The sequence below is a fragment of the Yinghuangia aomiensis genome, assembly GCF_039542225.1.
GTDB classification, from domain to species: domain Bacteria; phylum Actinomycetota; class Actinomycetes; order Streptomycetales; family Streptomycetaceae; genus Yinghuangia; species Yinghuangia aomiensis.
In genome coordinates, this window is sequence record NZ_BAABHS010000023.1 from 74,885 (window position 1) to 94,513 (window position 19,629).

14 protein-coding genes and 1 riboswitch are annotated in these 19,629 nt (G+C 73.1%); all 14 genes read right to left on the reverse strand.

All coding sequences use genetic code 11. From position 1 onward, the window contains the following. Nucleotide 1: 1 nt before the first annotated feature. Nucleotides 2-95: riboswitch (glycine riboswitch) on the reverse strand. A 126-nt stretch (nt 96-221) separates the two neighbouring features. The 14 genes from ABEA93_RS28315 to ABEA93_RS28380 all read right to left on the reverse strand — a co-directional run bounded on the left by ABEA93_RS28315 (nt 222) and on the right by ABEA93_RS28380 (nt 19,455). Continuing rightward, complete coding sequence (locus ABEA93_RS28315; protein ID WP_345678650.1) at nt 222-1,706, reverse strand: DNA polymerase IV; 1,485 nt, start codon at nt 1,704-1,706, stop codon at nt 222-224. A gap of 103 nt (nt 1,707-1,809) precedes the next feature. After that, the gene (locus tag ABEA93_RS28320; protein ID WP_345678651.1) at nt 1,810-2,511 is read right to left on the reverse strand and encodes a SanA/YdcF family protein; all 702 of its coding nucleotides are present in this window, start codon (nt 2,509-2,511) and stop codon (nt 1,810-1,812) included. 50 nt (nt 2,512-2,561) lie between these two features. Next, nucleotides 2,562-3,152 (reverse strand): MerR family transcriptional regulator, encoded by a 591-nt coding sequence (locus ABEA93_RS28325; RefSeq protein WP_423534849.1) that lies wholly within the window; start codon nt 3,150-3,152, stop codon nt 2,562-2,564. 426 nt (nt 3,153-3,578) lie between these two features. Beyond that, nucleotides 3,579-4,052: a bifunctional nuclease domain-containing protein gene (locus ABEA93_RS28330; RefSeq protein ID WP_281473054.1), complete on the reverse strand. Its 474-nt coding sequence runs from the start codon at nt 4,050-4,052 to the stop codon at nt 3,579-3,581. 585 nt (nt 4,053-4,637) lie between these two features. Beyond that, nucleotides 4,638-6,692 (reverse strand): transcriptional regulator FtsR, encoded by a 2,055-nt coding sequence (ftsR, locus tag ABEA93_RS28335; protein ID WP_345678652.1) that lies wholly within the window; start codon nt 6,690-6,692, stop codon nt 4,638-4,640. Beyond that, a complete protein-coding gene (locus tag ABEA93_RS28340; RefSeq protein WP_345678653.1) occupies nt 6,689-7,462 on the reverse strand; it encodes a double zinc ribbon and FHA domain-containing protein in 774 nt (257 codons plus the stop codon). Before ABEA93_RS28340 ends, ftsR begins: the two co-directional genes overlap by 4 nt. Before the next feature lie 149 nt (nt 7,463-7,611). Next, entirely contained in the window at nt 7,612-7,998 is a 387-nt protein-coding gene (gene gcvH, locus ABEA93_RS28345) for a glycine cleavage system protein GcvH (protein ID WP_345678654.1), read from the reverse strand. Nucleotides 7,999-8,140: 142 nt separating this feature from the next. Next, the gene (locus tag ABEA93_RS42195; protein WP_425585135.1) at nt 8,141-11,671 is read right to left on the reverse strand and encodes a DUF881 domain-containing protein; all 3,531 of its coding nucleotides are present in this window, start codon (nt 11,669-11,671) and stop codon (nt 8,141-8,143) included. A 13-nt stretch (nt 11,672-11,684) separates the two neighbouring features. After that, the gene (locus ABEA93_RS28355) at nt 11,685-12,017 is read right to left on the reverse strand and encodes a small basic family protein (RefSeq protein WP_345678655.1); all 333 of its coding nucleotides are present in this window, start codon (nt 12,015-12,017) and stop codon (nt 11,685-11,687) included. Further along, nucleotides 12,014-13,156 (reverse strand): DUF881 domain-containing protein, encoded by a 1,143-nt coding sequence (locus tag ABEA93_RS28360; RefSeq protein WP_345678656.1) that lies wholly within the window; start codon nt 13,154-13,156, stop codon nt 12,014-12,016. Before ABEA93_RS28360 ends, ABEA93_RS28355 begins: the two co-directional genes overlap by 4 nt. A 138-nt stretch (nt 13,157-13,294) precedes the next feature. Next, complete coding sequence (locus ABEA93_RS28365; protein WP_345678657.1) at nt 13,295-15,790, reverse strand: sugar phosphate nucleotidyltransferase; 2,496 nt, start codon at nt 15,788-15,790, stop codon at nt 13,295-13,297. A 90-nt stretch (nt 15,791-15,880) separates the two neighbouring features. Continuing rightward, nucleotides 15,881-16,480: a cardiolipin synthase ClsA gene (clsA, locus tag ABEA93_RS28370; RefSeq protein WP_345678697.1), complete on the reverse strand. Its 600-nt coding sequence runs from the start codon at nt 16,478-16,480 to the stop codon at nt 15,881-15,883. Between the two features lie 110 nt (nt 16,481-16,590). Further along, the gene (locus ABEA93_RS28375) at nt 16,591-17,907 is read right to left on the reverse strand and encodes a glycosyltransferase 87 family protein (protein ID WP_345678658.1); all 1,317 of its coding nucleotides are present in this window, start codon (nt 17,905-17,907) and stop codon (nt 16,591-16,593) included. 129 nt (nt 17,908-18,036) lie between these two features. Beyond that, a complete protein-coding gene (locus tag ABEA93_RS28380) occupies nt 18,037-19,455 on the reverse strand; it encodes a glycosyltransferase 87 family protein (protein ID WP_345678659.1) in 1,419 nt (472 codons plus the stop codon). Between the last annotated feature and the right edge of the window lie 174 nt (nt 19,456-19,629).

The following is a 19,629-nucleotide window of genomic DNA, read 5'->3' on the forward strand; positions in this document are numbered from 1 at the left end:
CCATGGCCACGCGGTACGGGTGCCTGAGAGATTCCGGGGAGGGGTTGCTCCTTCGGCGCCCGGATCGGTGTCCGGGACTCTCCCGCGCGACTGTTGGTGCGCCCTCAACGCTACCAGTGCGCCGCCGACGGATAGGCGGAAGATCACCCGGGGGAACGGAGAGAGGGGGTCTACGCGGGTAGTTGACGGGAAGGCGCAGCCGCCGCTGTGCGCCGCGATCCTCACCCGCCCTGCGGCGGCTCCCCCTCCGCCACCAGCGGCAGCGGCGCCGATGCCGTCACGTCCGGGTCGTCCACCGGGAACGTCCGCACCCGCCCGGGCGCCGAGCCCGGTGTCTCGAAGCGCACGGTCACGCGGCCGACGCCGCTGCCTTGGACCCAGCCGGGGCCGTACTCGGTGTGCGTCACGTCTTGGCCGGGGAGCCACTTGGCGTTGCCGAAGCGGCCGGGGTGGAAGACCGGGACGGGGCCGTAGGCGCCGTCCTCGGGGCCGTGCTCGGCCGCGGCCTCCTCGCCCGGGGCGGGCTCGCCGGTGCCCGCCGCAGCCGGGGCCGCGTCCTCGTCCGCCGCCTTCCCCACCTCCAGGTCGGCCGCCTCGTCGCCGCCCCCGGCGAACCCGACGTCCGCCCCCGCGACTTCCCCGAACAGATCCTGCTGGGCGAAGTCCGCCAGCGACGCGACGCCCACGCCCAGCAGCCGCAGGCCGCCGGTGAAGTCGACCTGCGCGGCCAGGCGGTGCACGGTTTCCCGGACCACCGCCAAGTCGTCCGTCGGGGCGCGCAACGTCTCCGAGCGGGTCAGCGTGCTGAAGTCGTAGCGCCGCATCTTCACCACGACGGTGCGGCCGGACCGGCCCGCGGCGCGCAGGCGTTCGACGCAGCGGGCGGCCAAGCGGTCGAGTTCGGCGGCCACCCGGGCCCGGTCGACCAGGTCGACTTCGAAGGTGTCCTCGACGGACACCGACTTGGCATCCCGTTCCGCGACCACCGGCCGGTCGTCGATGCCGAGCGCATGGTCGTGCAGGCCGCGGCCGTGGGCCTGGCCGAACATCCGGACCAGCTCGTCCGGGTCGGCCGCGCCCAGCTCGCCGATGGTGGTGATGCCGACCTTGCGCAGGTGCTCGGCGGTGGCCGGGCCGACACCCCACAACGCCCGTACCGGCAACGGGTCGAGCAGGGCGTGCTCTTCACCGGGTGCAACGACCACGAGGCCGTCGGGCTTGGCGGCCTCCGAGGCGATCTTGGCGACCAGCTTGGACGTGGCCAGGCCGACGGACGCGGTGAGGCCGGTGGCGGCCCGTATGTCGGCGCGCAGGCGTACCGCGAGCTCGGTCGCGCCCGCGGTGTCGAGTTCCTCGCCGTGCGGGCCGGCCTCCAGGTCGACGAACGCCTCGTCCAGGCTCAGCGGCTCGACCAGCGGCGACAGTTGCCCGAGCAGGCCCATGACGCGCTCGCTGACGTCCCGGTACGCGGTGAAGCGCGGGATCAGGAACGCCGCGTTCGGGCAGCGCCGCCGCGCCTCCGCGGTGGGCATGGCGGAGCGCACGCCGAACCGTCGCGCCTCGTAGGACGCGGTGGCCACCACCCCGCGGCCGCCGATGCCGCCCACGACGACCGGTTTGCCGCGCAGACTCGGTTTGGCGGCCTGTTCGACCGACGCGTAGAACGCGTCCATGTCGAGATGCAGGATGCCCGGCTTCTGTCGCATTTCCTCCGATGATCGCGCATCGGTGCGACATCCCGGCGGCGGCACACCCCGCACGGGCGCAAGGGGTTCGCGAGGGCGCTCGGCAGCCGCTTCCGCGGACGGTTCAGCGGGCCGCGGCCAAGCCCTCGTCGACGCCGGGCTCGTGCGGGCCGAGCGCCTGCGGTTCCGGTTTCAGCACCGCCTCGCCGAGAGCCTTGTACGCCGCGAACACCTCGCGGAAGCCGCCGTACAGCGTTACGCCGATCAGTTCGCCGTGCAGCGAGTCGTCGCCCACCCCGTAGGCCGTCACCCCGGCCGCGTCGCACAATGCGAGAGCACGGCGCAGATGGAACGTCTGGGTCACCACGATCGCCCGGTCGACCCCGAACACCTTCTTGGCGCGTACGCAGGAGTCCCAAGTCGAGAATCCCGCATAGTCGGCGACAACTTGCTTCTCCGGCACTCCGCGAGCGACCAGGTAACGGCGCATCACATCCGGCTCGTTGTACGAGTCCCGGCCGTTGTCGCCGGACACCAGCAGCACCTTCACCTTGCCCGCCCGGTACAGGTCCAAAGCCACGTCCAGGCGACGCGCCAGCAGCCGGGACGGCTCGCCGTCCTTGATCCCCGCCCCGAGCACCAACGCGACCGGCGTCGGCGGCACATCGGAGACCGTGCGCAGGCGGCCGCCCGCGACCGCGTACATCCACGTCACGGGGGCAAGGCCGAGCACGGTCACGAGGACGGTGGTCTGGAACGCGATGCGCTGCCGCCGACGCGTCCGCAGCGCGCGGGCGAGCCGGGCGGGAACCAACCGGTGAGCCATGCCGGAAGGGACGCCGCGGACCGCGGCGGCGGTTCCGGCGGGTGGCCGGATCAGCCCGCCCGCTCCCGGCGGCGGCGGGCGAGTTCGTCGGCGGGATGGGCGCGGTAGATGACCTCGCCGGTGTCCGGGCGCTCACCCTGCAGGTGGCCCAGCGACGCCTCGACCTCGCGCCACACCGCGCCCACGGCGATGCCGAAGACGCCCTGGCCGCCTTGCACCAGGTCGACGACCTGGTCGTACGAGGTGCACTCGTACACGCTCGCGCCGTCGCTCATCAGCGTCATCCCGGCCAGGTCCTCGACGCCCCGCCCGCGCAGGTGGGCGACCGCCACACGGATGTTCTGCAAGCCGACCCCGGTGTCCAGGAGCCGCTTGACGATCTTGAGGACGAGGATGTCGCGGAAGCTGTACAGACGCTGCGTGCCGGAGCCGTGCGCCGGTCTGATGCTCGGCTCGACGAGCTGCGTACGGGCCCAGTAGTCGAGCTGGCGGTAGGTGATGCCGGCCGCGGCACACGCGGTGGGGCCGCGGTAGCCGACCTCGCCGGACTCGTCGGCGGACGCCGCTTCCCGGGGCACGCCGTGCGGCGTCAGCGGGCGGGCCGCGCGGGCTTCGCCCGCAAAGTCGCCGGTGCTGCTCACGCCGACCTCCGTTTCGTCTCCCCGCACCTGCCTGCGGCGAGAGGAATGCCGTGAGTCCCGGGCCGCATGCGGCGGAGTGCAACGCGCACGGCTCACCCCCGGAACTGTCGATTTCGACGGTAGGCAGTCACCCACAGCGCGTCAACGACCGCCGCATTCGGCACGCCGAGTGACGCATCTCTCAATCTGCGTTTGGATACTCGGCAACAAGGGTACGCATGGCGACCGCCCTCTGTCGGTTCCGCACCCCAGTTGATCGAATCGGCCCGTTCGGGTGGCCGGGCAGATCGGCGTATTTCACTCGATCGCGCAAGGGTTGCGACGTCGAAACGGAAAGCCGGCCCGCGCCCACGCGGACCGGCTCCGGAAGTACCCGGTACTGATTGCCCGACGTCGCCCGACTACCGGCTTGTCACGGGTGGCCTGTCACTGACTCGTCGTGCCGAAATCCTCGGGCGAGATCTGGTCCAGGAACTCCCGGAACTTCTCGACCTCGTCCTCCTGCTCGTCCGGAATGACGATCCCCGCTTCGTCGAGCACCGCCTCGGCACCGAAGATCGGCGTCCCGGTACGCAGCGCCAGCGCAATCGCGTCGGACGGCCGGGCACTGACCTCGGTCCCGTTCGCGAAGACCAACTCGGCGTAGAACACCCCTTCACGCAGATCCGTGATCCGGATTCGGGTCAACTCCTGACCAAGTGCCTCGAGCACATCCCGGAACAGGTCATGCGTCAACGGCCGAGCCGGCACCACGCCCTGCTGCGCAAAGGCGATCGCCGTCGCCTCCACGGGCCCGATCCAAATCGGCAGGTAGCGATCGCCGCCGGTCTCCTTGAGGAGAACGATCGGCTGGTTGGAAGGCATCTCCACCCGGACGCCCACGACCTCAAGCTCGTTCACATCGCCACACTAGCGCGCTCGGGTGACGAGCACAGATCCCCCCGGCCCCATTCGCACACGGATTCGTCGCATTTTCTCCGCCGCCGGTAAACGTGCACCCCCCGGAATTTCACATGACTGCAACGGAATCGGCCGCGCTGAGGGGCTGTGGAGGAGGGGGCGAGAGGGCGGGGGCCGGATGGGTGAGGAGGGGGGTGGCATGGGGTGTTGGGAGCGCTTGGCCTGGCGAGGGGCGGGCGCGGGACGGGTGAGGAGGCGGATGGGCTGCGCCGTCGGCGGGCGGGAACTGCGGGCGCGCGAGTCCGCGGACCCCACCTGCTCGACACGGCCACGACGGACCGGCGGCGAGTCGGCGGCATCCGGTCCGGGGCCGGGTTGAGCCGCGGACTGCCGGCGGGCGGAGCCGGGCGTCCAAGCCGAGCGGGCGGCGATGTCGATCGCGAGGTGTGCTGTTCGGCCCCTCGGGGCCCGCGACACGCCGTTGCCTCGCCGTCCGGCGGCGCGGTGTGTCGTTCGGGACGCGAGCTGTCGTGGCGCGGCGGCCGTCCGCCGCGTGCGCCTGTGCGCGGCGGAGGCCGCTGTCGGTCAGCGGTCCAGGAGGGGGCGTAGGGCGGAGCTGACCAGGACGGTGTGGAGGCGGGAGGTGAGGGAGAGCAGGTCGCGGACGGTTTCCTCGGCGCCGGACTTGGCTCCCGCGCCGCGGCGGTGCAGCAACGGCGCGACGATCTGCTCGGCCAGCGCGGCCTCGCGGTCGGCGGCCGCCTTGACCTGGCGCAGGTGGCGCGGTTCGAGGCCGTACTCGCCCAGCGCGGTGACGAGCCGGGCGACGACGAGGGCGTCGCCGTCGTAGCGGAGGACGGTCCGGGGGACCGGGTCGGCGCCGGACGCCGTGGCGCGTGCGGAGGCCGGGCGGGCGGCGGGCTTGGCCTCGGCGGACGATGCCGCACCGGTCTGGGTGGCGATCGGCGGCGGGGCCGTGGGGCCACCGACCATAGGCCGCTCGGGCGCGTGGGGGGACGACGAGGACGACGTGTTCTCCCCCGCGGCGGTCCCGACAGCATGGCCGGCACCGGGTCGCTCCCGGTCCGGCGCGCGAGAGGACGACGCGGCCTCCCCTGCGGTCGTGTCGAGAGCATCGTCGGCGCCCGGTTGCTCCTGGACACGCGAGTCGGCTGCGGGGCCGGGGAGAGTCCCGACACCGCCGCCGTCCTGCCCCTGATAACCCGCGTCGGCCGCGGGGCCCAGGGGGGTATCGGAGCCGCCGGGCCGTGCCTGGTCGCGCACGTCGGCCAAGGGGCCTTGGAGGACATCGTCGGGTCGGTTCCGACCGGTCGTGTCCGCCACGGGGCCGTCCGGGGCATCGGTGCGCGTCTCTGCGGCGCCCGGGGCGGCCTTCGCCTCGGTGTCCGCAGCGTCGGCGTCGGGCGCCCGGTGGGCGGCCCGGGCCGCTTCGGGCCCCGAGGAGGACGTCAGGGCTGCGGGCGCCGTCGACGGCGCGTCGGTGGGGCTGTCGGGCGCGGCGGCCGCGGCCGAGTCGCCCGACACCGCAGCCGCCTCGTCCGCCGTCTCCGCCGTGGCCGCCGCGGCGGGCTGAGTCTTCGGGGCGGCCGAGGCTGTCGCCGCGGCATCGTCGGCAGCCGGAGCCGGTTCCCCGGGCACCGCGGCCTGGGTGTCGGTCGGCTCCGGCGCCACAGCGGCACGGGCGGAAGGCACGTCGCTCGACATGGCATCCGCGCCGGCATCGGTCGTCCGCCCCGAGCCCGGGGCGTCGTCCGGCGCCGCATCGGCGGCATCCATCGCGTCGGCGGCCCCACGCGCCGCCGGCGGTCCCGCAGAACCGTTCCATTGGGCGTCGAGAACCTGCGCCGACAAGACGTCGACCGCCATCGCGGCACCGTCGCCCGGCACCACGTCGGCAGCGGCGTCGCGCACGGCCCCGACGCCACCGCTAGGCCCGGTCACAGCCGAGTCGACGGCGTCGACCGTCCGTACATCCGCCGACACGCCCGGCACCGCAAAGCCGACGTCACCCGTGACCACGTCGGCGCCCGCGCCACCCTTCACACCATCGTCCGCCGCGCGCCCGGGCTCGAACGCCCGCACGGCTGCGGCTGCTCCCGCGCTGCTCCCCCGCGCCGCCGGAACGCCGGCCGCGGCGTCGGAGTCCGCACCCCCGGCCTCCGGCCCCGCGACCTCCACCACCCGCCGCGCCTCGATCAGCCCGAATTCCTCCAGGCGGGTGAGGGCCGCGTCGTCTATCCCCGCCGCCGCCAGCAGTTCGGCCCGGGTGAAGTACACCGGGGCCGGGGGTGACGCGTCGGCGGCGGCCAAGGCCGCGCCGAGGCCGTCCTCGGCCGGTTCCAGGCCGCGGTCGATGGCGTCGAGGTGGTCCTTGATCACCTTGAGCGGCAGGTACTGGTCGCGCTGGGCGCGCAGCACGTAGCGCAGGCGGTCGAGGTCCGACGGTCCGAACTTGCGGTAGCCCGAGGGCGTGCGCTGCGGCTCGACGAGGCCTTCCGCTTCCAGGAAGCGGATCTTGGAGACGCTGACGTCCGGGAACTCCGGACGCAGCAGCGCCATCACCTCGCCGATACCGACCAGCGCACGTCCGCCGCCGGCCCGCGGCGGCGTTGATGTCACGCGTGCTCCCCGCTGCCGATCTGCGCGTGGCGGCTCGGGAAGAACACCAGGCGGTACTTGCCGATCTGTACCTCGTCGCCGGCCGCGAGCGGCACCTCGTCGATGCGCTGCCGTCCGACGTAGGTGCCGTTGAGGCTGCCCACGTCGGCGACCGTGAACCCGGCGGCGCCGCGCCGGAATTCCGCGTGGCGGCGGGACACCGTCACGTCGTCCAGGAAGATGTCGCTCTCCGGGTGGCGGCCCGCGGTGGTGCGGTCCGAGTCGAGGAGGAAGCGGCTGCCCGAGTTCGGTCCGCGGCGTACCACCAGCAGGGCGGTGCCCGGCGGGAGGGCCTCGACCGCGGCCTGCGCCTCGGGGCTGAGGACCTCGCGCGGCGCGGGTTCGGCGTCGAGGGCCTCGATGCCGGTGATCGAGATCGTCGACGTCTGCTCGGACGGGCGTTCGACGTCCGGCCGCAGCGGGTTGCCGCAGTTGGAGCAGAAGCGGCTGCCGGCCGGGTTCGGGTTGCCGCAGTTGGCGCACGAGATCGTGTCGGCTGGCGCGCCGTACGGCACCGGCCCGGGCTGCGGCTGACCGCCGTACGGCTGCGGCGCCGGAGCGCCCGGATGGCCTCCGCTTATCCGCGGGTCGGCGCCGGACGCGGCGCCCGGCGGAACCGCGCCCGGAGCGGCCGGACCGGTCCCGGGGTACGGCACGCCGGCCGGAGGCTGCTGCGGCGCCTCCTGCTCCGCGCGACGCGAACGACCGAACAGCCTCGCGAACAACTTCACGCGAGAACCTCCCCGAGAGAGCCAGGCCCGCCCATGGGGCAGGTACATGTCGTAGTTGTACTGAAGGTTGTACTCAATGTCGTGCAGAAAAAGGTTGTACTCGAAATGGTGCGGAAGATCCGCGGGACACCCGACGCGTTCATGATCGGTCAGGCGTCCAGGCTCTTGACGTACGTCGCGGCGTCCCACAGCGCGCCGGGCGCGGCGGGGTCGTCGGGGCGTACCTCGAACATCCAACCGTCGCCGTACGGGTCGGAGTTGACGAGTTCGGGCACGGTATCCAGCACGTCGTTCACGGCGACAACGGTTCCGCTGACGGGGGCGTAGACGTCGCTGACGCTCTTCGTCGACTCCAGTTCGCCGCACGGCGTGCCGCCTTCGACGACCGCGCCGACCCGAGGCGGCGTCACGAACACGATGTCGCCGAGGGCGTCCTGCGCGTATTCGGTGATGCCGATCCGCACGGTCCCGTCCACGTCGCCGAGGGAGCGCACCCACTCGTGCTCCGCCGTGTACGTGAGGTCCTCGGGATACATGCGGGATCCGTCCTGTCTTCCTTGCCTCGTGTCGCCTCGTGGGCCGCCGGATGGCGCTGCCCGGAACTGCGGGTACGGCGGGCCGGCAGCGCTGGTCCGCCGCCGCTCACGACGATTCTGTCAGGTCTCGATCATCGCGGGGTCAGCCCTTGTCGTCGCCCGGTGCCGTGCGAGCGTAGTCAGGCGCCGTCGGCACCCGCAAGGCGTCGACGACGACCTGCTGAGAGGGCGTCACCACGGCTTGGGCCTGCTTCTTCTCCAGGGTGCGGATCACACCGCCGGGGATGTTCAAAGCAGGTTGCAGGTCTTGGGGGTTGCCGATGACCTTGAACGTGTACGGCGCGGTCACGCGCTGCCCGTCGACGACGATCTGACCCTGCGTCGGTTCGTCGAACCACGTGGACGCGACGACCCGGACCTGGTTGATCTGGATCGCCTCGGCGCCCGCCGCGCGGAGTTCCTGCAGCGTGTCGAGCAGCATGTCGGGGCGGACGTTGCCGAGCGGGTCGTTGATGGTCAGCGTGATGCCCGGGCCGGTGGCTTTGACGGTACCCGCGAGGATGCCGAGGACTTGGGCGCGCTGCTCGGTCTGCTGACGGGCTTCCTCGGCCCGGTTGTTGCTGCTTTCCAGTTGGTCGCGGGCCACTTCGAGCCGGTGCTTCTCGGAGTCGAGGCGCTGGGTGCGCTGTTCGAGTTCGTCGAGGATCCGCACCAGGTCGGACTCGCGCGCCCCGCGCAGCGGATCGGACTCGGTGTTGCTGCGGACCTGGATGGCGAGCCCGGCCCCGAGCGCGAACAGCAGCAGCCCGACGATCAGTTGGGCCCGGCTGACGCGGGGCGGCCAGACGGCGCCGAGGAGCCGGCGGCGGCCGGTGGGTTCGTCGGTGTGGGGGTGCTCGGGGAAGTCGGAGGTGTCGGGGTCGTCCGGATCGTCGGGGCCTTGCGGCCCGTCGGGGCCGTCGGGTCCGTCGCCGCCGGGACCGCGCGGGCCTTGGGGGCCGCGAGGGCCCTGGGGACCGTTGCCGTCCCCGGGCGCGCCGTCGTGACCGGCGTCGGCGTGGCCGGCGCCGCGCTCGTCGTGCGGACGGCCGCGGTCGTCGGCGGAACGCTTGGCGTCGCTCCCCCGGTCGGGACCGGGCGCCGCGGACGGATCACCGGGCTCGCCGGGCGTGCCGACCGGCTCCGGGAGTTCGGACGTGGTGCCGGACATGCCTTCGGCGCGGAACAGCCGCGACACGCCGCCGCGTGCCCCGCGCCCCGCCGCGTGCCCGGGCTCGCCGCCGTGTCCGGACCTCCGCGGACGCAGCGGCACGACGTCGCCGCCCCGCCCGGCATGCGCGGCCCGCCCGCGGTCGGACGCCCGATGGCCGGGCGCCGCCGGACGCGCGCCGCCACCGTCGGGTTCCTGGGACGACGCCTGGCCGCGCCGGGGAGCACGGTGGCCGGGCGAAGCCGGACGCGCGCTGTCCTGACCGGGCTCGGAAGGCGCCTCGCCGGGCCGACGCCCGGACGCGGGCGCCTGGCCCGCGGCGCGGTCGGGTCCGTGTTCGGGCGTGTGGCGGTGAGTGGGGCCGTCGTCGCCGGCCGGGGGCGTGCCGGCACCCGGGTGTGTCGGGCGCGCGCCATCCCCACCGGGCTGAGCGACGCCTTCGCCGGGCTGCGTGAGGCCCTCGCCGGGCCGACCCCCGGGCACGCCGTCGGCCGCCCCGTGGAGCCCCAGCGGCTCGGTGCCACGCCGCCCGTCGCCCGGCCCTGGCACTCCACCGCGCGGAAGCCCCGACGCGGAAGCATCGCCGCTCGGCCCCGCCACGCCCCCGGAGTCCGGCCTGGGAGCCCGGCGCATGTCGACGGGCGCGCGCAGGCCGCCGTGGGGCGGCTGCGGCTGCGGCGCAGTGTCGTCGGGAAAACGTCCAGGCGCCACGCCGCCGCGCGGATCAGCCGACGCGGCGCCACCGGTCGGCGGGCGCAGCGACGCGGTGTCGCCACCGGGCCTCGCGGCCCCGAACTCCGGCTCGGGCGCGCGACGACCGTCACCGAGGCCCGGCCGCCTGCCCTGCGGCAGCCGTGCCGCGGAGTCGTCGGCGGGGTGTCCGTGCGGCGCGCGGCCGCGCGGATCGGTCGACGACGCGTCCCCGACCGGCGGGCGCAGCGCCGCGGTGTCTCCGGAGGCCCCGCCCGTCGGACGAGGCGCCTGGGGGCCGTCTCCGGCCCCGCCGAAGTCCGGCTGCCGCGTCTCCGCAGCCGCGGTACGGTCCACGGACCCGCTCGCGCGCCCCGGAGCGCCTTGCGGCGACGCCCCCGGCGGGCGGACCGCCGCGCCGAACCCGCTGTCGCCGTCGTCGAAGCCGGGGCCGTACGGGTTCGCGACCTCGCCGGGCCGCTGCGGCGGCAGATCGCCCCGCGGCCGGTCGGCGGCTTCCGGACCTTGTCCGGCCACCCCGGCACGCGCACCGGACGGCCGCATGTCGCCGCGCCGCGCGTCACCCGCGCGCGACAGATCAACCCGCCGCGGCAATTCCGCGGACGCACCGGAGCGGCGGCCGGCGTCCGAGGCGGAAGCATCGGCGGCAGCGGCCTGCCAGGTCTCGCCCGGAGCCGAACCGCCCGGCGCCGCGGGCACCGACGATCCGCCGCCAAGCCCCTCCACCAGCCGCCCGAGCGCCGCGAACCCCGGCTCGGGAGCGGCGGGACCCGGAGGCGGCACGGAATTTCCGCCGCGAGCCGTCGGTGTGGGAGTCCGCGGCTGCGTGGAGGCCGCGCCTGCGGCTTCCCGTCGCGCGGTGTTCCACGGGTCGGCGGTCGGCATGCCGGACGAGTCGGCCGGCCGGGGCGCGACGTGGTCTTCCGAGGCTGCTGCCTGACCCGCGGGCCGCGAGGGACCGGTGGTCCGCGGCGCGGCGACTCCCGGTCGCGGTCCCCAGCCTTCCGAAGCAGCCGAGTCGGCCGAAGCCACCGGGTCCGGGGTCACCGGGGTCACCGGGGTCACCGGCAAGTCCGTCACCCGACGCGGCAGCCCACCATCCGCCGCGGGTTCGGACTCGCTTGCAGCTGCCCGACCGTCGGTCGGCGCGCCCGGCCCGTCGCCCGGCCCGTCGCCCGGCGCGTTGCGCCGCCGAGGAATCGCCTCGGCAGCCGGCGCCCCCGCTTCCGCCGCCTCCAAGTCGCGGAACCTGCGGAACGCCGGCATCTCGGGCCGCCCCCGCCCCGCGCCGCCGCTGTTTCCGGCAGCGTCGGCGCGCCCGGCGGGTCCTCCGCTGTCGGGCGCGTCCTCGCGTCCCCGGGAGCCTTCCCAGGCGTCCGTCCCGGCACGGTCGTCGGCGCTGCCGCGGCCCGCAGACCCTTCACCGCTCGGCCCGCGCTCGCGTCCGGGAGCACCGTCCCAGGCGTCCGTCCCGCCGCGGCCGGCAAATCCTCCGTCGTCCGCGGTCTCGCCGAGCCGGGCGCCGGCACCGCGGCCGTCCACCCGGTCACGGGCCTCGACGCCGTCGAACCAGCCCGACCCGTCGCGGCCCGCGGACCCGCCTTCCGCGGTCTCGCCGCGCCCCGGCGCGGCCTCGTGCCCGGCGAAGCCGTCGGAACCTCCGTCCGCCAAGCCGTCAGCCAAGCCGCCGTGCGGCTCTTCGCCATGGCCGCCGTCTCCGGATCTCCCCACCCCCGGCCTGTCGTCCGCCATGTCTCGCACCCTCTCAGGCCCGGAACACGTGCCGGCGGATCGCCGCGGCGTTGGAGAAGATGCGGATGCCGAGGACGACCACCACGCCGGTGGACAGCTGCGCGCCGACGCCGAGCTTGTCGCCGAGGAACACGATCAGGGCCGCGACCACGACGTTGGACAGGAACGACACGACGAAGACCTTGTCGTCGAAGATGCCGTCGAGGAGCGCGCGGAGGCCGCCGAAGACGGCGTCGAGCGCGGCGACCACCGCGATGGGCAGGTACGGCTCCAGTTCGTGCGGGATGACCGGGCGGGCGAAGAACCCGACCACGACCCCCAGCGCCAGGCCGAGTACCGCGATCACGCTAGTCCTTCCTCGGGCGTCGGCGCGGAGTCGCGCGCGGCCGCGTTGTTCGACGGGTGCGCGGTGGCCGCGCCCGTGGCGGATTTGCCGTTCTTGGGCGGTGACGTGCTGTTCCGCGGGGTCGCCGGGGCTTTGCTGCCCGGAGTCGCGGGGGCCCCGGACGTCGGGGTGGGAGACACCGTACCGGTCTGCGGCGTGCCCGAGGGGCCGGGCGCCTGCGTGGGGCCCGCGGACTGGGCGGGGGCGGGCGGTGCGCCTGCCGGTTGGGCGGCCCGGAGCTGGATGCCGATGGCGGCGGGGAGCTTGATGCTCTTCTGCGTCGCGAACGTCGCGCGGATGCCGTACCGCTCGCTCAGCGCGTGCAGGTAGCGCCCGTCGGAGCTGTCCTGGAAGGCGACTTGCATCTTCTTGCCGTTGCCGATCGCGAGGATCGTGTACGGCGGCGACAGCGGCCGGTTGTCCACCAGGATCGACGCCCCCGCGGCGCGGATCGCGGAGAGTGCCGTGAGGCGCTGGCCGTTGATCCCTATCGCTTCGGCGCCGGCCTGCCACAGGCCGTCGACGACGCGCTGCAGGTCGCGGTCCAGGACACGGCCGTTGGCGAGGTCCTCGGCGGCGCGCGGGTCCTTGTTGGCGCCGTCGGCGCCGTCGGACTGGGCGGCGTCGTCGACGACGACCTTGAGGCCGGGGCCTTCCACCGGGTCGGCGCCGGTGAGCAGCGCAAGGAGGTTGACGCGTTCGATTTCGTCGGGCGTCAGGTTCTTGTCCTGCATCGCGTCGACCTGGTCGCGCAGCGCGGCGACTTCCTTCTCCAACTGGTCGGCGGTCGTCTCCCGGGTGTGGATGCGCGCGATGAGGTCCCGGCGTTCCTTCTCGGCCTGCGGGGCGGCGATGCGGACCTGGATGGCGGCCATGGTGACGACCGCCGCGATGAGGCCGACGCCGAGCATGACCACGAGGCGGGCGCCGGGGGCGCGGCTGAGGGCGGTGCCCTGGCCGCGCACCGCGCGGCGGGCGGTGGCCTCGGCGTATCCCTCGTCGAGGCTGTGATCCATGATGTTGATCAGCAGCGACATGGACGCGTCGGGCCGCCGGTATTGGGCCTGCCGGGCCGGACCGGGTGTGGGCTTCGGCGTCATGCGCCATATCGTTCCATGCCTGCCCGGCCCGGCGTATGAGGGCCCGGGAGCGGGCGTGCGCGGGGCACGCGGCGCGGCCGGAAAGCACCCCGCCGCGCGCCCCCCGAAGCACCCTGCCGAGCGCCCCGGAAACGCCGGTCAGTCGCCCGCGCGCTCCACGACGTGCGACCACTCGTCGAGGAGTTCCGCGGCGGCCGCGTCGTCCGGGCCTTCGGCCCACAAGTGCGTGACGGCTTCGGCGACATCGGGCAGCACGAGCACCCAGCGGCCGTCGGATTCGACGACGCGGACGCCGTCCGTGGTGTCGATGCCGCGCTCCCCCGCCGCCTCGACGACCGAGCGCATGACCATGCCCTTGGCCGCCCACGGCGTCGGCACGTCCCGGCGCAGCACATGCGCCCGCGGGATCCGCGCATCGATCTGACTGAGCGTCAACTGGGTGCGGGCGACCAGCCCGATGAGCCGGACGAACGCCGCCGTCCCGTCGAACACCGTGCTGAACTCCGGGATCACGAACCCACCGCGCCCGTCGCCGCCGAATACCGTGCCGTCCTTCGACGCCACGCGCGCCAGGTCGTCGGGCGACGTCGTCGTCCACCTCACCTGCACGCCGTGGTAGGCCGCGACCTGCTCGGCGATCCGCGTCGTGGTGACCGGCAGGGCGATATCGCCGCCGCGCCGCTCCGCGGCCACCAGGTCGAGGAACACCAGCAGCGCGCGGTGGTCGTCGATGATCCGGCCGCGTTCGTCGACGAGCGACATGCGTTCCCCGACCGGGTCGAAGCGGACCCCGAACGCGGCACGCGACGACGACACCATCTCGCCGAGCCGGATCAGGCCCGCCGCGCGGTCCTCCGCGGTCTCGGTCGGCCGGGCGTCGTCCAGGCCGGTGTTGATCGACAGCGCGTCGATGCCGAGCCGGCCGAGCACGCTCGGCAGCAGCAGCGCCGCGTTGCCGTGCGCCGCGTCGACGACGACCTTGAGCCCGGCGTCGGCGACGCCGGTGATGTCGACGGTCTTCAGCAGCGAACCCGCATAGCTGTCGAACGGGCGTGACGGGAAAGTGAGTTCGCCGATCTCGCCGGGGAACGCACGGCGGTACTCCTGCCGCCCGAACACCCGGTCGAGCTTGCGCTGCTGGGCCTGCGACAGGTCGGCGCCGCGTTCGTCGAAGAACATGATGTCGACGGAGTCCGGCACCCCGGGCGTCGTGCGGATCATGATGCCGCCCGCCGAGCCGCGCGCGGTCTCCTGACGGGCCACCGGCATCGGCACGTTCTCCAAGTCGCGCACGTTGATCGCGCTGGCCTGCAGCGCCGAGATCACCGCCCGCTTGAGGGCCCGCGCACCACGCGAGTGGTCGCGCGCGGTGGTGACCGTCGCGCCCTTCTTCAACGTCGTCGCATAGGCGCCGGCGAGCCGGACGGCGAGTTCCGGGGTGATCTCGACGTTGAGGATGCCGGACACACCGCGCGGCCCGAACAGGTTCTTCTGCCCGCGCGACTCCCAGATCACCGACGTGCTGACGACCGCGCCCGCCTCGATGGTCTTGAACGGGTAGACGCGCACGCCCGTCCCGACGAGGGACTCCTCCTCGATCAGGCACTCGTCGCCGATCACCGAGCCTTCCTCGATCCGCGCCGCCCGCATCACGTCGGTGTTCTTGCCGACGACGCAGCCGCGCAGGTTGGTCTGCGGGCCGACGTAGACGTTGTCGTGGATGACGGCCTTGTGCAGGAACGCACCGCGCTTCACGACGACGTTGCTGCCGAGCACGGTGTGCTCGCGGATCTCGACGCCGCCCTCCACCTTCGCGTAGTCGCCGATGTACAGCGGGCCCTTCAGCACGGCGTCGCGGTCGACCTCGGCGCCTTCCGCGACCCACACGCCGGGCGACAGCTCGAAGCCGTCGATGTCGACGTCGACCTTGCCGTCGAGGACGTCGGCCTGCGCCTTGACGTAGCTCTCGTGCGTGCCCACGTCCTCCCAGTAGCCCTCGGCGACGTACCCGTAGACGGGCTTGCCCTCCTCGAGGAGCTTGGGGAAGACGTCGCCGGACCAGTCGACGGACACGCCCGCCGCGACGTAGTCGAAGACTTCCGGCTCCATCACGTAGATGCCGGTGTTGACGGTGTCGGAGAAGACCTGCCCCCACGTGGGCTTCTCCAGGAAACGGTCGACGCGTCCTTCGTCGTCGATGATCGTGATGCCGAACTCGACCGGGTCGGGCACCCGGGTCAGGCACACGGTCACCAAGGCGCCCTTGGCGCGGTGGTACTCGACCAGCTTCGTCAGGTCGAAGTCGGTCAACGCGTCGCCGGAGATGACCAGGAAGCTGTCGTCCCTGAGCGCTTCCTCGGCGTTCTTGACGCTGCCTGCGGTGCCGAGAGGGGTCTCCTCGTTCGCATACGTCAGGTGCATCCCGAGATCCTCGCCGTCGCCGAAATAGTTCCGGACGAGCGACGCGAGGAACTGCACGGTGACGACCGTCTCGGAGAACCCGTGCCTCTTCAGCAGCCTCAGCACGTGCTCCATGATCGGGCGGTTCACCACGGGCAGGAGCGGCTTGGGCATGCTTGAGGTCATCGGGCGCAGGCGGGTCCCTTCACCGCCTGCCATGACGACGGCCTTCATCGAGTCACGTCCTCCTTCGCTTCGCTTCGTCCGCGCGGAGTGGCTCCCGGCAACGCGGGATGCCTCGCGGACGGCTGGGCAGGGGCCGTGCTACGCGTACCCGGTCCCCGCCTGTTTCACCGCGGCAACCAGCCGTCTGGCCTGTACCGCGTACAGAACTCCTGCCCACCAGTACAGAGCGATACCCCACCAAGCGAAGGCCCAGCCGAAGATGGCGGCGAGAGTTGCGACACGTCCCGTGTCGTCGCTGAGCAGCAGCAACGGGAACGCGTACATCAGGTTGAACGTCGCCGCCTTGCCGATGAAAGAGACCGGCAGGAGCCCGTAGCCGTACTTCCGCAAGTACGGGAACAGCGCGCCGATGAACAATTCGCGCGCCACGAGAATGCCGGTCACCCACAGGGGCAGGATGTCGCGGACCGTGAGACCGATGATCGTGGAGATGATGTACAGCCGGTCGGCCGCCGGGTCCAGGATCTGGCCGACCCGGCTGATCTGGTTCCACTTGCGGGCCAGCTTCCCGTCCAGCCAGTCGCTGACCCCGCTGGCCATCAGGATGACCAGCGCGATGATGTCGTGCTTCGGTCCGCCGAACTCCGGCCACAGGACCAGCCACAGGAACACCGGCACGCCGAGCAGCCTCAGGAAGCTCAGCACGTTCGGAATGGTGAGCACCCGGTCGGTGGTCACCGCAAGGTTGCCGCCCGTCGCGGGGCGCGGAGCCGGGCCGCCGTCGGACGGGCCGGGCTCGGGTGCGGGGTGCTGGGCCGCCACGACCACTCGTTCTCCAGATCAGGGCGTCACTCGGGGCGGGAACCGCCGGACGGAACGGACGCCCTGAGCGTATCGGTGCGCGCCCCGCCCCCGGACCCGCGCCCCGCTTCCCCGGTCGGCCGCAGCGCCAGATAGGCCGCGACGGCGACCAGCAGCAGCCCCGCGAACAGGTACGCGTTCCCGGCCAGGAACTGCACCGCATCCCAGTGGTGCTCGCGGTCGTCGGCATACGGCAGCTTCCACAGCAGCCCCTGCGGCGTCAGCGCCGGCCGCCCCGGCAACGCCATCGGCCACGCGAACGCGAGCAGCACGAATCCGACCGGGAACGCCGCCCACGCCGCCTTCACCGCCCACGAACCCGCCGCCCGCCCGCGCGTGACGGCGACGTGCACCACCAGCACCAGCACCGGCGCGACCCACACCCAGTGGTGCGTCCACGAGATCGGCGACACCAGCAGCCCCGTCACCCCGCACGTCACCACCGCGGCGAGTTCCTGCCCCCGCCGGGACAGCAGCGTCGCCGCCCCCAGGCCGGCGACCGCGGTCGCCGCGCACAGCAGCAGCCACAGCGGCGCCGCCCCGCCGTCGAAGACCCGGCGCAGCATGCCGTTGAACGACTGGTTCGAGATGAAGTCCTGCCCGACGTTGTCGCCCACGCCGATCGCGTCGAACCAGTACTTGCGGGACGCCGCCGGAATCAGCAGCCACGAGCCCAGCACCGTGGCCGCGAACGTCGCCACCGCGACGGCCGCCGCCCGGAACCGCCGGGTCAGCAGCAGGTACACGACGAAGATCCCGGGCGTGAGCTTGAACCCCGTCGCCAGCCCGATCAGCGCGCCCTTCCACCAGCGGCTGTCCGGGAACGCCAGGTCGACCAGCACGACCGCCAGCAGGATCACGTTGACCTGCCCGAACAGCAGCGTCTGCTGTACCGGCTCCAGCCACAGCGCAGCCCCCGCGACCGCGAGCGTCGCACCCGCCCGGCCCCAGGAACGCCGGTAGTGCAGCATCCCCCACGACACCCAGACGATCACCAGCAGCGACGCCAGCGTCAGCCCCGTGACGACGAGCTTGAGCGTGCCGAACGAGAACGGAAGCTTGTAGAAGACCAGCGCCGCGAACGGCGGATAGATGAACGGCAGCTTCCCCTCGCCGAAGCGGTGCGTGTAGAGCCGGTGCTGCGCCCGCTCCAGGGAGTGCCCGGCGTCGTTGTAGACGCCCAGGTCGATCAGCCGCCACAGCGCGTCGGGCTGGTGGCGCACGGTCAGCACCCATGCGGTGGCCGCGGTGGCGGCGACGAGCAGGCCGAACGGAAGCCACCAGCGCGCCGGAAGGGTTCGCATGGCGGCATCATGGCGCCGCGCGGGGGGCGCACGCCATTCAGACGCGCGCCCTGCGCCGCGGTGGCGCCAAACGGGTGAAAGCGGGACGGGGCGGGCAGGCGAACCGGGACGGTTCGGGCGGCCTGCCGCTCAGGACTCCGCGGCGACCTTCTCCGCCCGGGGCCGCGGCGCGACGTCGGCGGGTTCGGCCTCCGTCTCGGCGCCGGTCTCCGCGGCGGCGGTCGTGCGCAGCACCCACCAGGCGACCAGCACGGTGAGCGCGATGCCGACGAACAGGTAGCTGTTGCCGACGAAGTACTGCCACACGTTCCACCGGTTCTCGCGCTTGCCGTCGCGCGGCGCGAGCCAGATGAGGCCCCACGGCTGGAGCTTCTGCCCGCCGTCCCAGTGGCCGTCCACGTCGAGCGACAGCGGCCAGGTGCCGTAGAAGGCCAGGAACGCCGCGGTGGCGTACCACCACATCCGGCGGCGCAGCCGCAGCGCGTGGTGCAGCAGCAGCACGAACGCGGGCACCACCCACACCCAGTGGTGCGACCACGAGATCGGCGACACCAGCAGGCTGAGCACGCCGACCAGGACGACACCGAGGAGTTCCTGCCCGGCAAGCGAGGCCTTGGCCGCGGCGACCATCACGAGGATCGCAAGGGCGGCGCAGCACAGCAGCCACAGCATGCTGCTGAGCGACTCGCTGTCCAGCATGCGCCGGAACATGCCCTGCACGGACTGGTTGTTGAGGGTGCCGACGGGGAGCTGTTCGCTGACCCGGTTGTTGATCTCGGCGATGTCGCTCCAGTACTTCGCCGACGCGCTCGGCAGCAGCACGAAGCCGAGGCCGATGGTGCCGAGGAAGGTGCCGAGCGCGACGCCCGCGGCACGGAACCGGCGGGTCATCGCCAGGTAGACGATGAAGATCAGCGGCGTGAGCTTGAACCCGGCGGCCAGGCCGACGCCCACGCCCTTCCAGCGGCGGGTGTCGGGCTGCCCGAGGTCGAACATGAGGACGGCGAGCAGCGCGAGGTTGACCTGTCCCCATTCGAGGGTCCACACGACCGGCTCGAACCACAGGACGACGGCGAAGGTCGCGAGCGTGGCGCCCGCACGCCCCGCCGAGCGGCGGTAGCCGAGCATGCCCCACGACGTCCACACCACCGCGGCGAGCGCGAGGAGGCTGGTGACGGTCATGAACCACTTGAGCCCGGCGAAGCCCATCGGGACGAGCCCGAAGAACGTCAGCGCGGAGAACGGCGGGTAGATGAACGGCAGCTTCCACGTGCCGAAGTTGCTCGTGTACAGCGCGTCCTGATTGTCCTTCAGCGAGTCGACCGCGTTGTAGTAGACGCTCAGGTCGAGCATGTTCCACATCACCGTGCGCTGCAGGTACGCCCATATGCCCCAGACCGCGAGGGCGAGGACGGCGGCGGCGATGCCGATGCGCAGCAGGCGCTGCTGGTTGCCGAAGGTCTTGTCGCGGTGCGTTCCGTAGGGGGTCCGCGGTGCGCGCGTGCACAGCTCACGGCAAGACGTGACGAGCACGCGTGGGAAGGACATAACGGCAGGGGACTCCAGGGACGCGCGGGAAGGCCGGCGACGGCGGCCGGGGTCAGGATATCGGCCGACTCCCGAGCCAGATGACGCCTTGTGAGCCGCCTCGGCACAGTATCACCGTGCTCGGACGGTACCGGGTTCCCCGTGCGCCGCTTGCCGCACTGGCGTTTCTTGTTG

Excerpts from the sequence above, each read along its gene's own strand:
- ABEA93_RS28320 (WP_345678651.1), bottom strand. The coding sequence starts at position 2,511 with ATGGCTCACCGGTTGGTTCCCGCCCGGCTCGCCCGCGCGCTGCGGACG.
- ABEA93_RS28360 (WP_345678656.1), bottom strand. The coding sequence starts at position 13,156 with ATGACGCCGAAGCCCACACCCGGTCCGGCCCGGCAGGCCCAATACCGG.
- gcvH (WP_345678654.1), bottom strand. The coding sequence starts at position 7,998 with ATGTATCCCGAGGACCTCACGTACACGGCGGAGCACGAGTGGGTGCGC.
- ABEA93_RS28375 (WP_345678658.1), bottom strand. The coding sequence starts at position 17,907 with ATGCGAACCCTTCCGGCGCGCTGGTGGCTTCCGTTCGGCCTGCTCGTC.
- ABEA93_RS42195 (WP_425585135.1), bottom strand. The coding sequence starts at position 11,671 with ATGGCGGACGACAGGCCGGGGGTGGGGAGATCCGGAGACGGCGGCCAT.
- ABEA93_RS28380 (WP_345678659.1), bottom strand. The coding sequence starts at position 19,455 with ATGTCCTTCCCACGCGTGCTCGTCACGTCTTGCCGTGAGCTGTGCACG.
- ABEA93_RS28315 (WP_345678650.1), bottom strand. The coding sequence starts at position 1,706 with ATGCGACAGAAGCCGGGCATCCTGCATCTCGACATGGACGCGTTCTAC.
- ABEA93_RS28365 (WP_345678657.1), bottom strand. The coding sequence starts at position 15,790 with ATGAAGGCCGTCGTCATGGCAGGCGGTGAAGGGACCCGCCTGCGCCCG.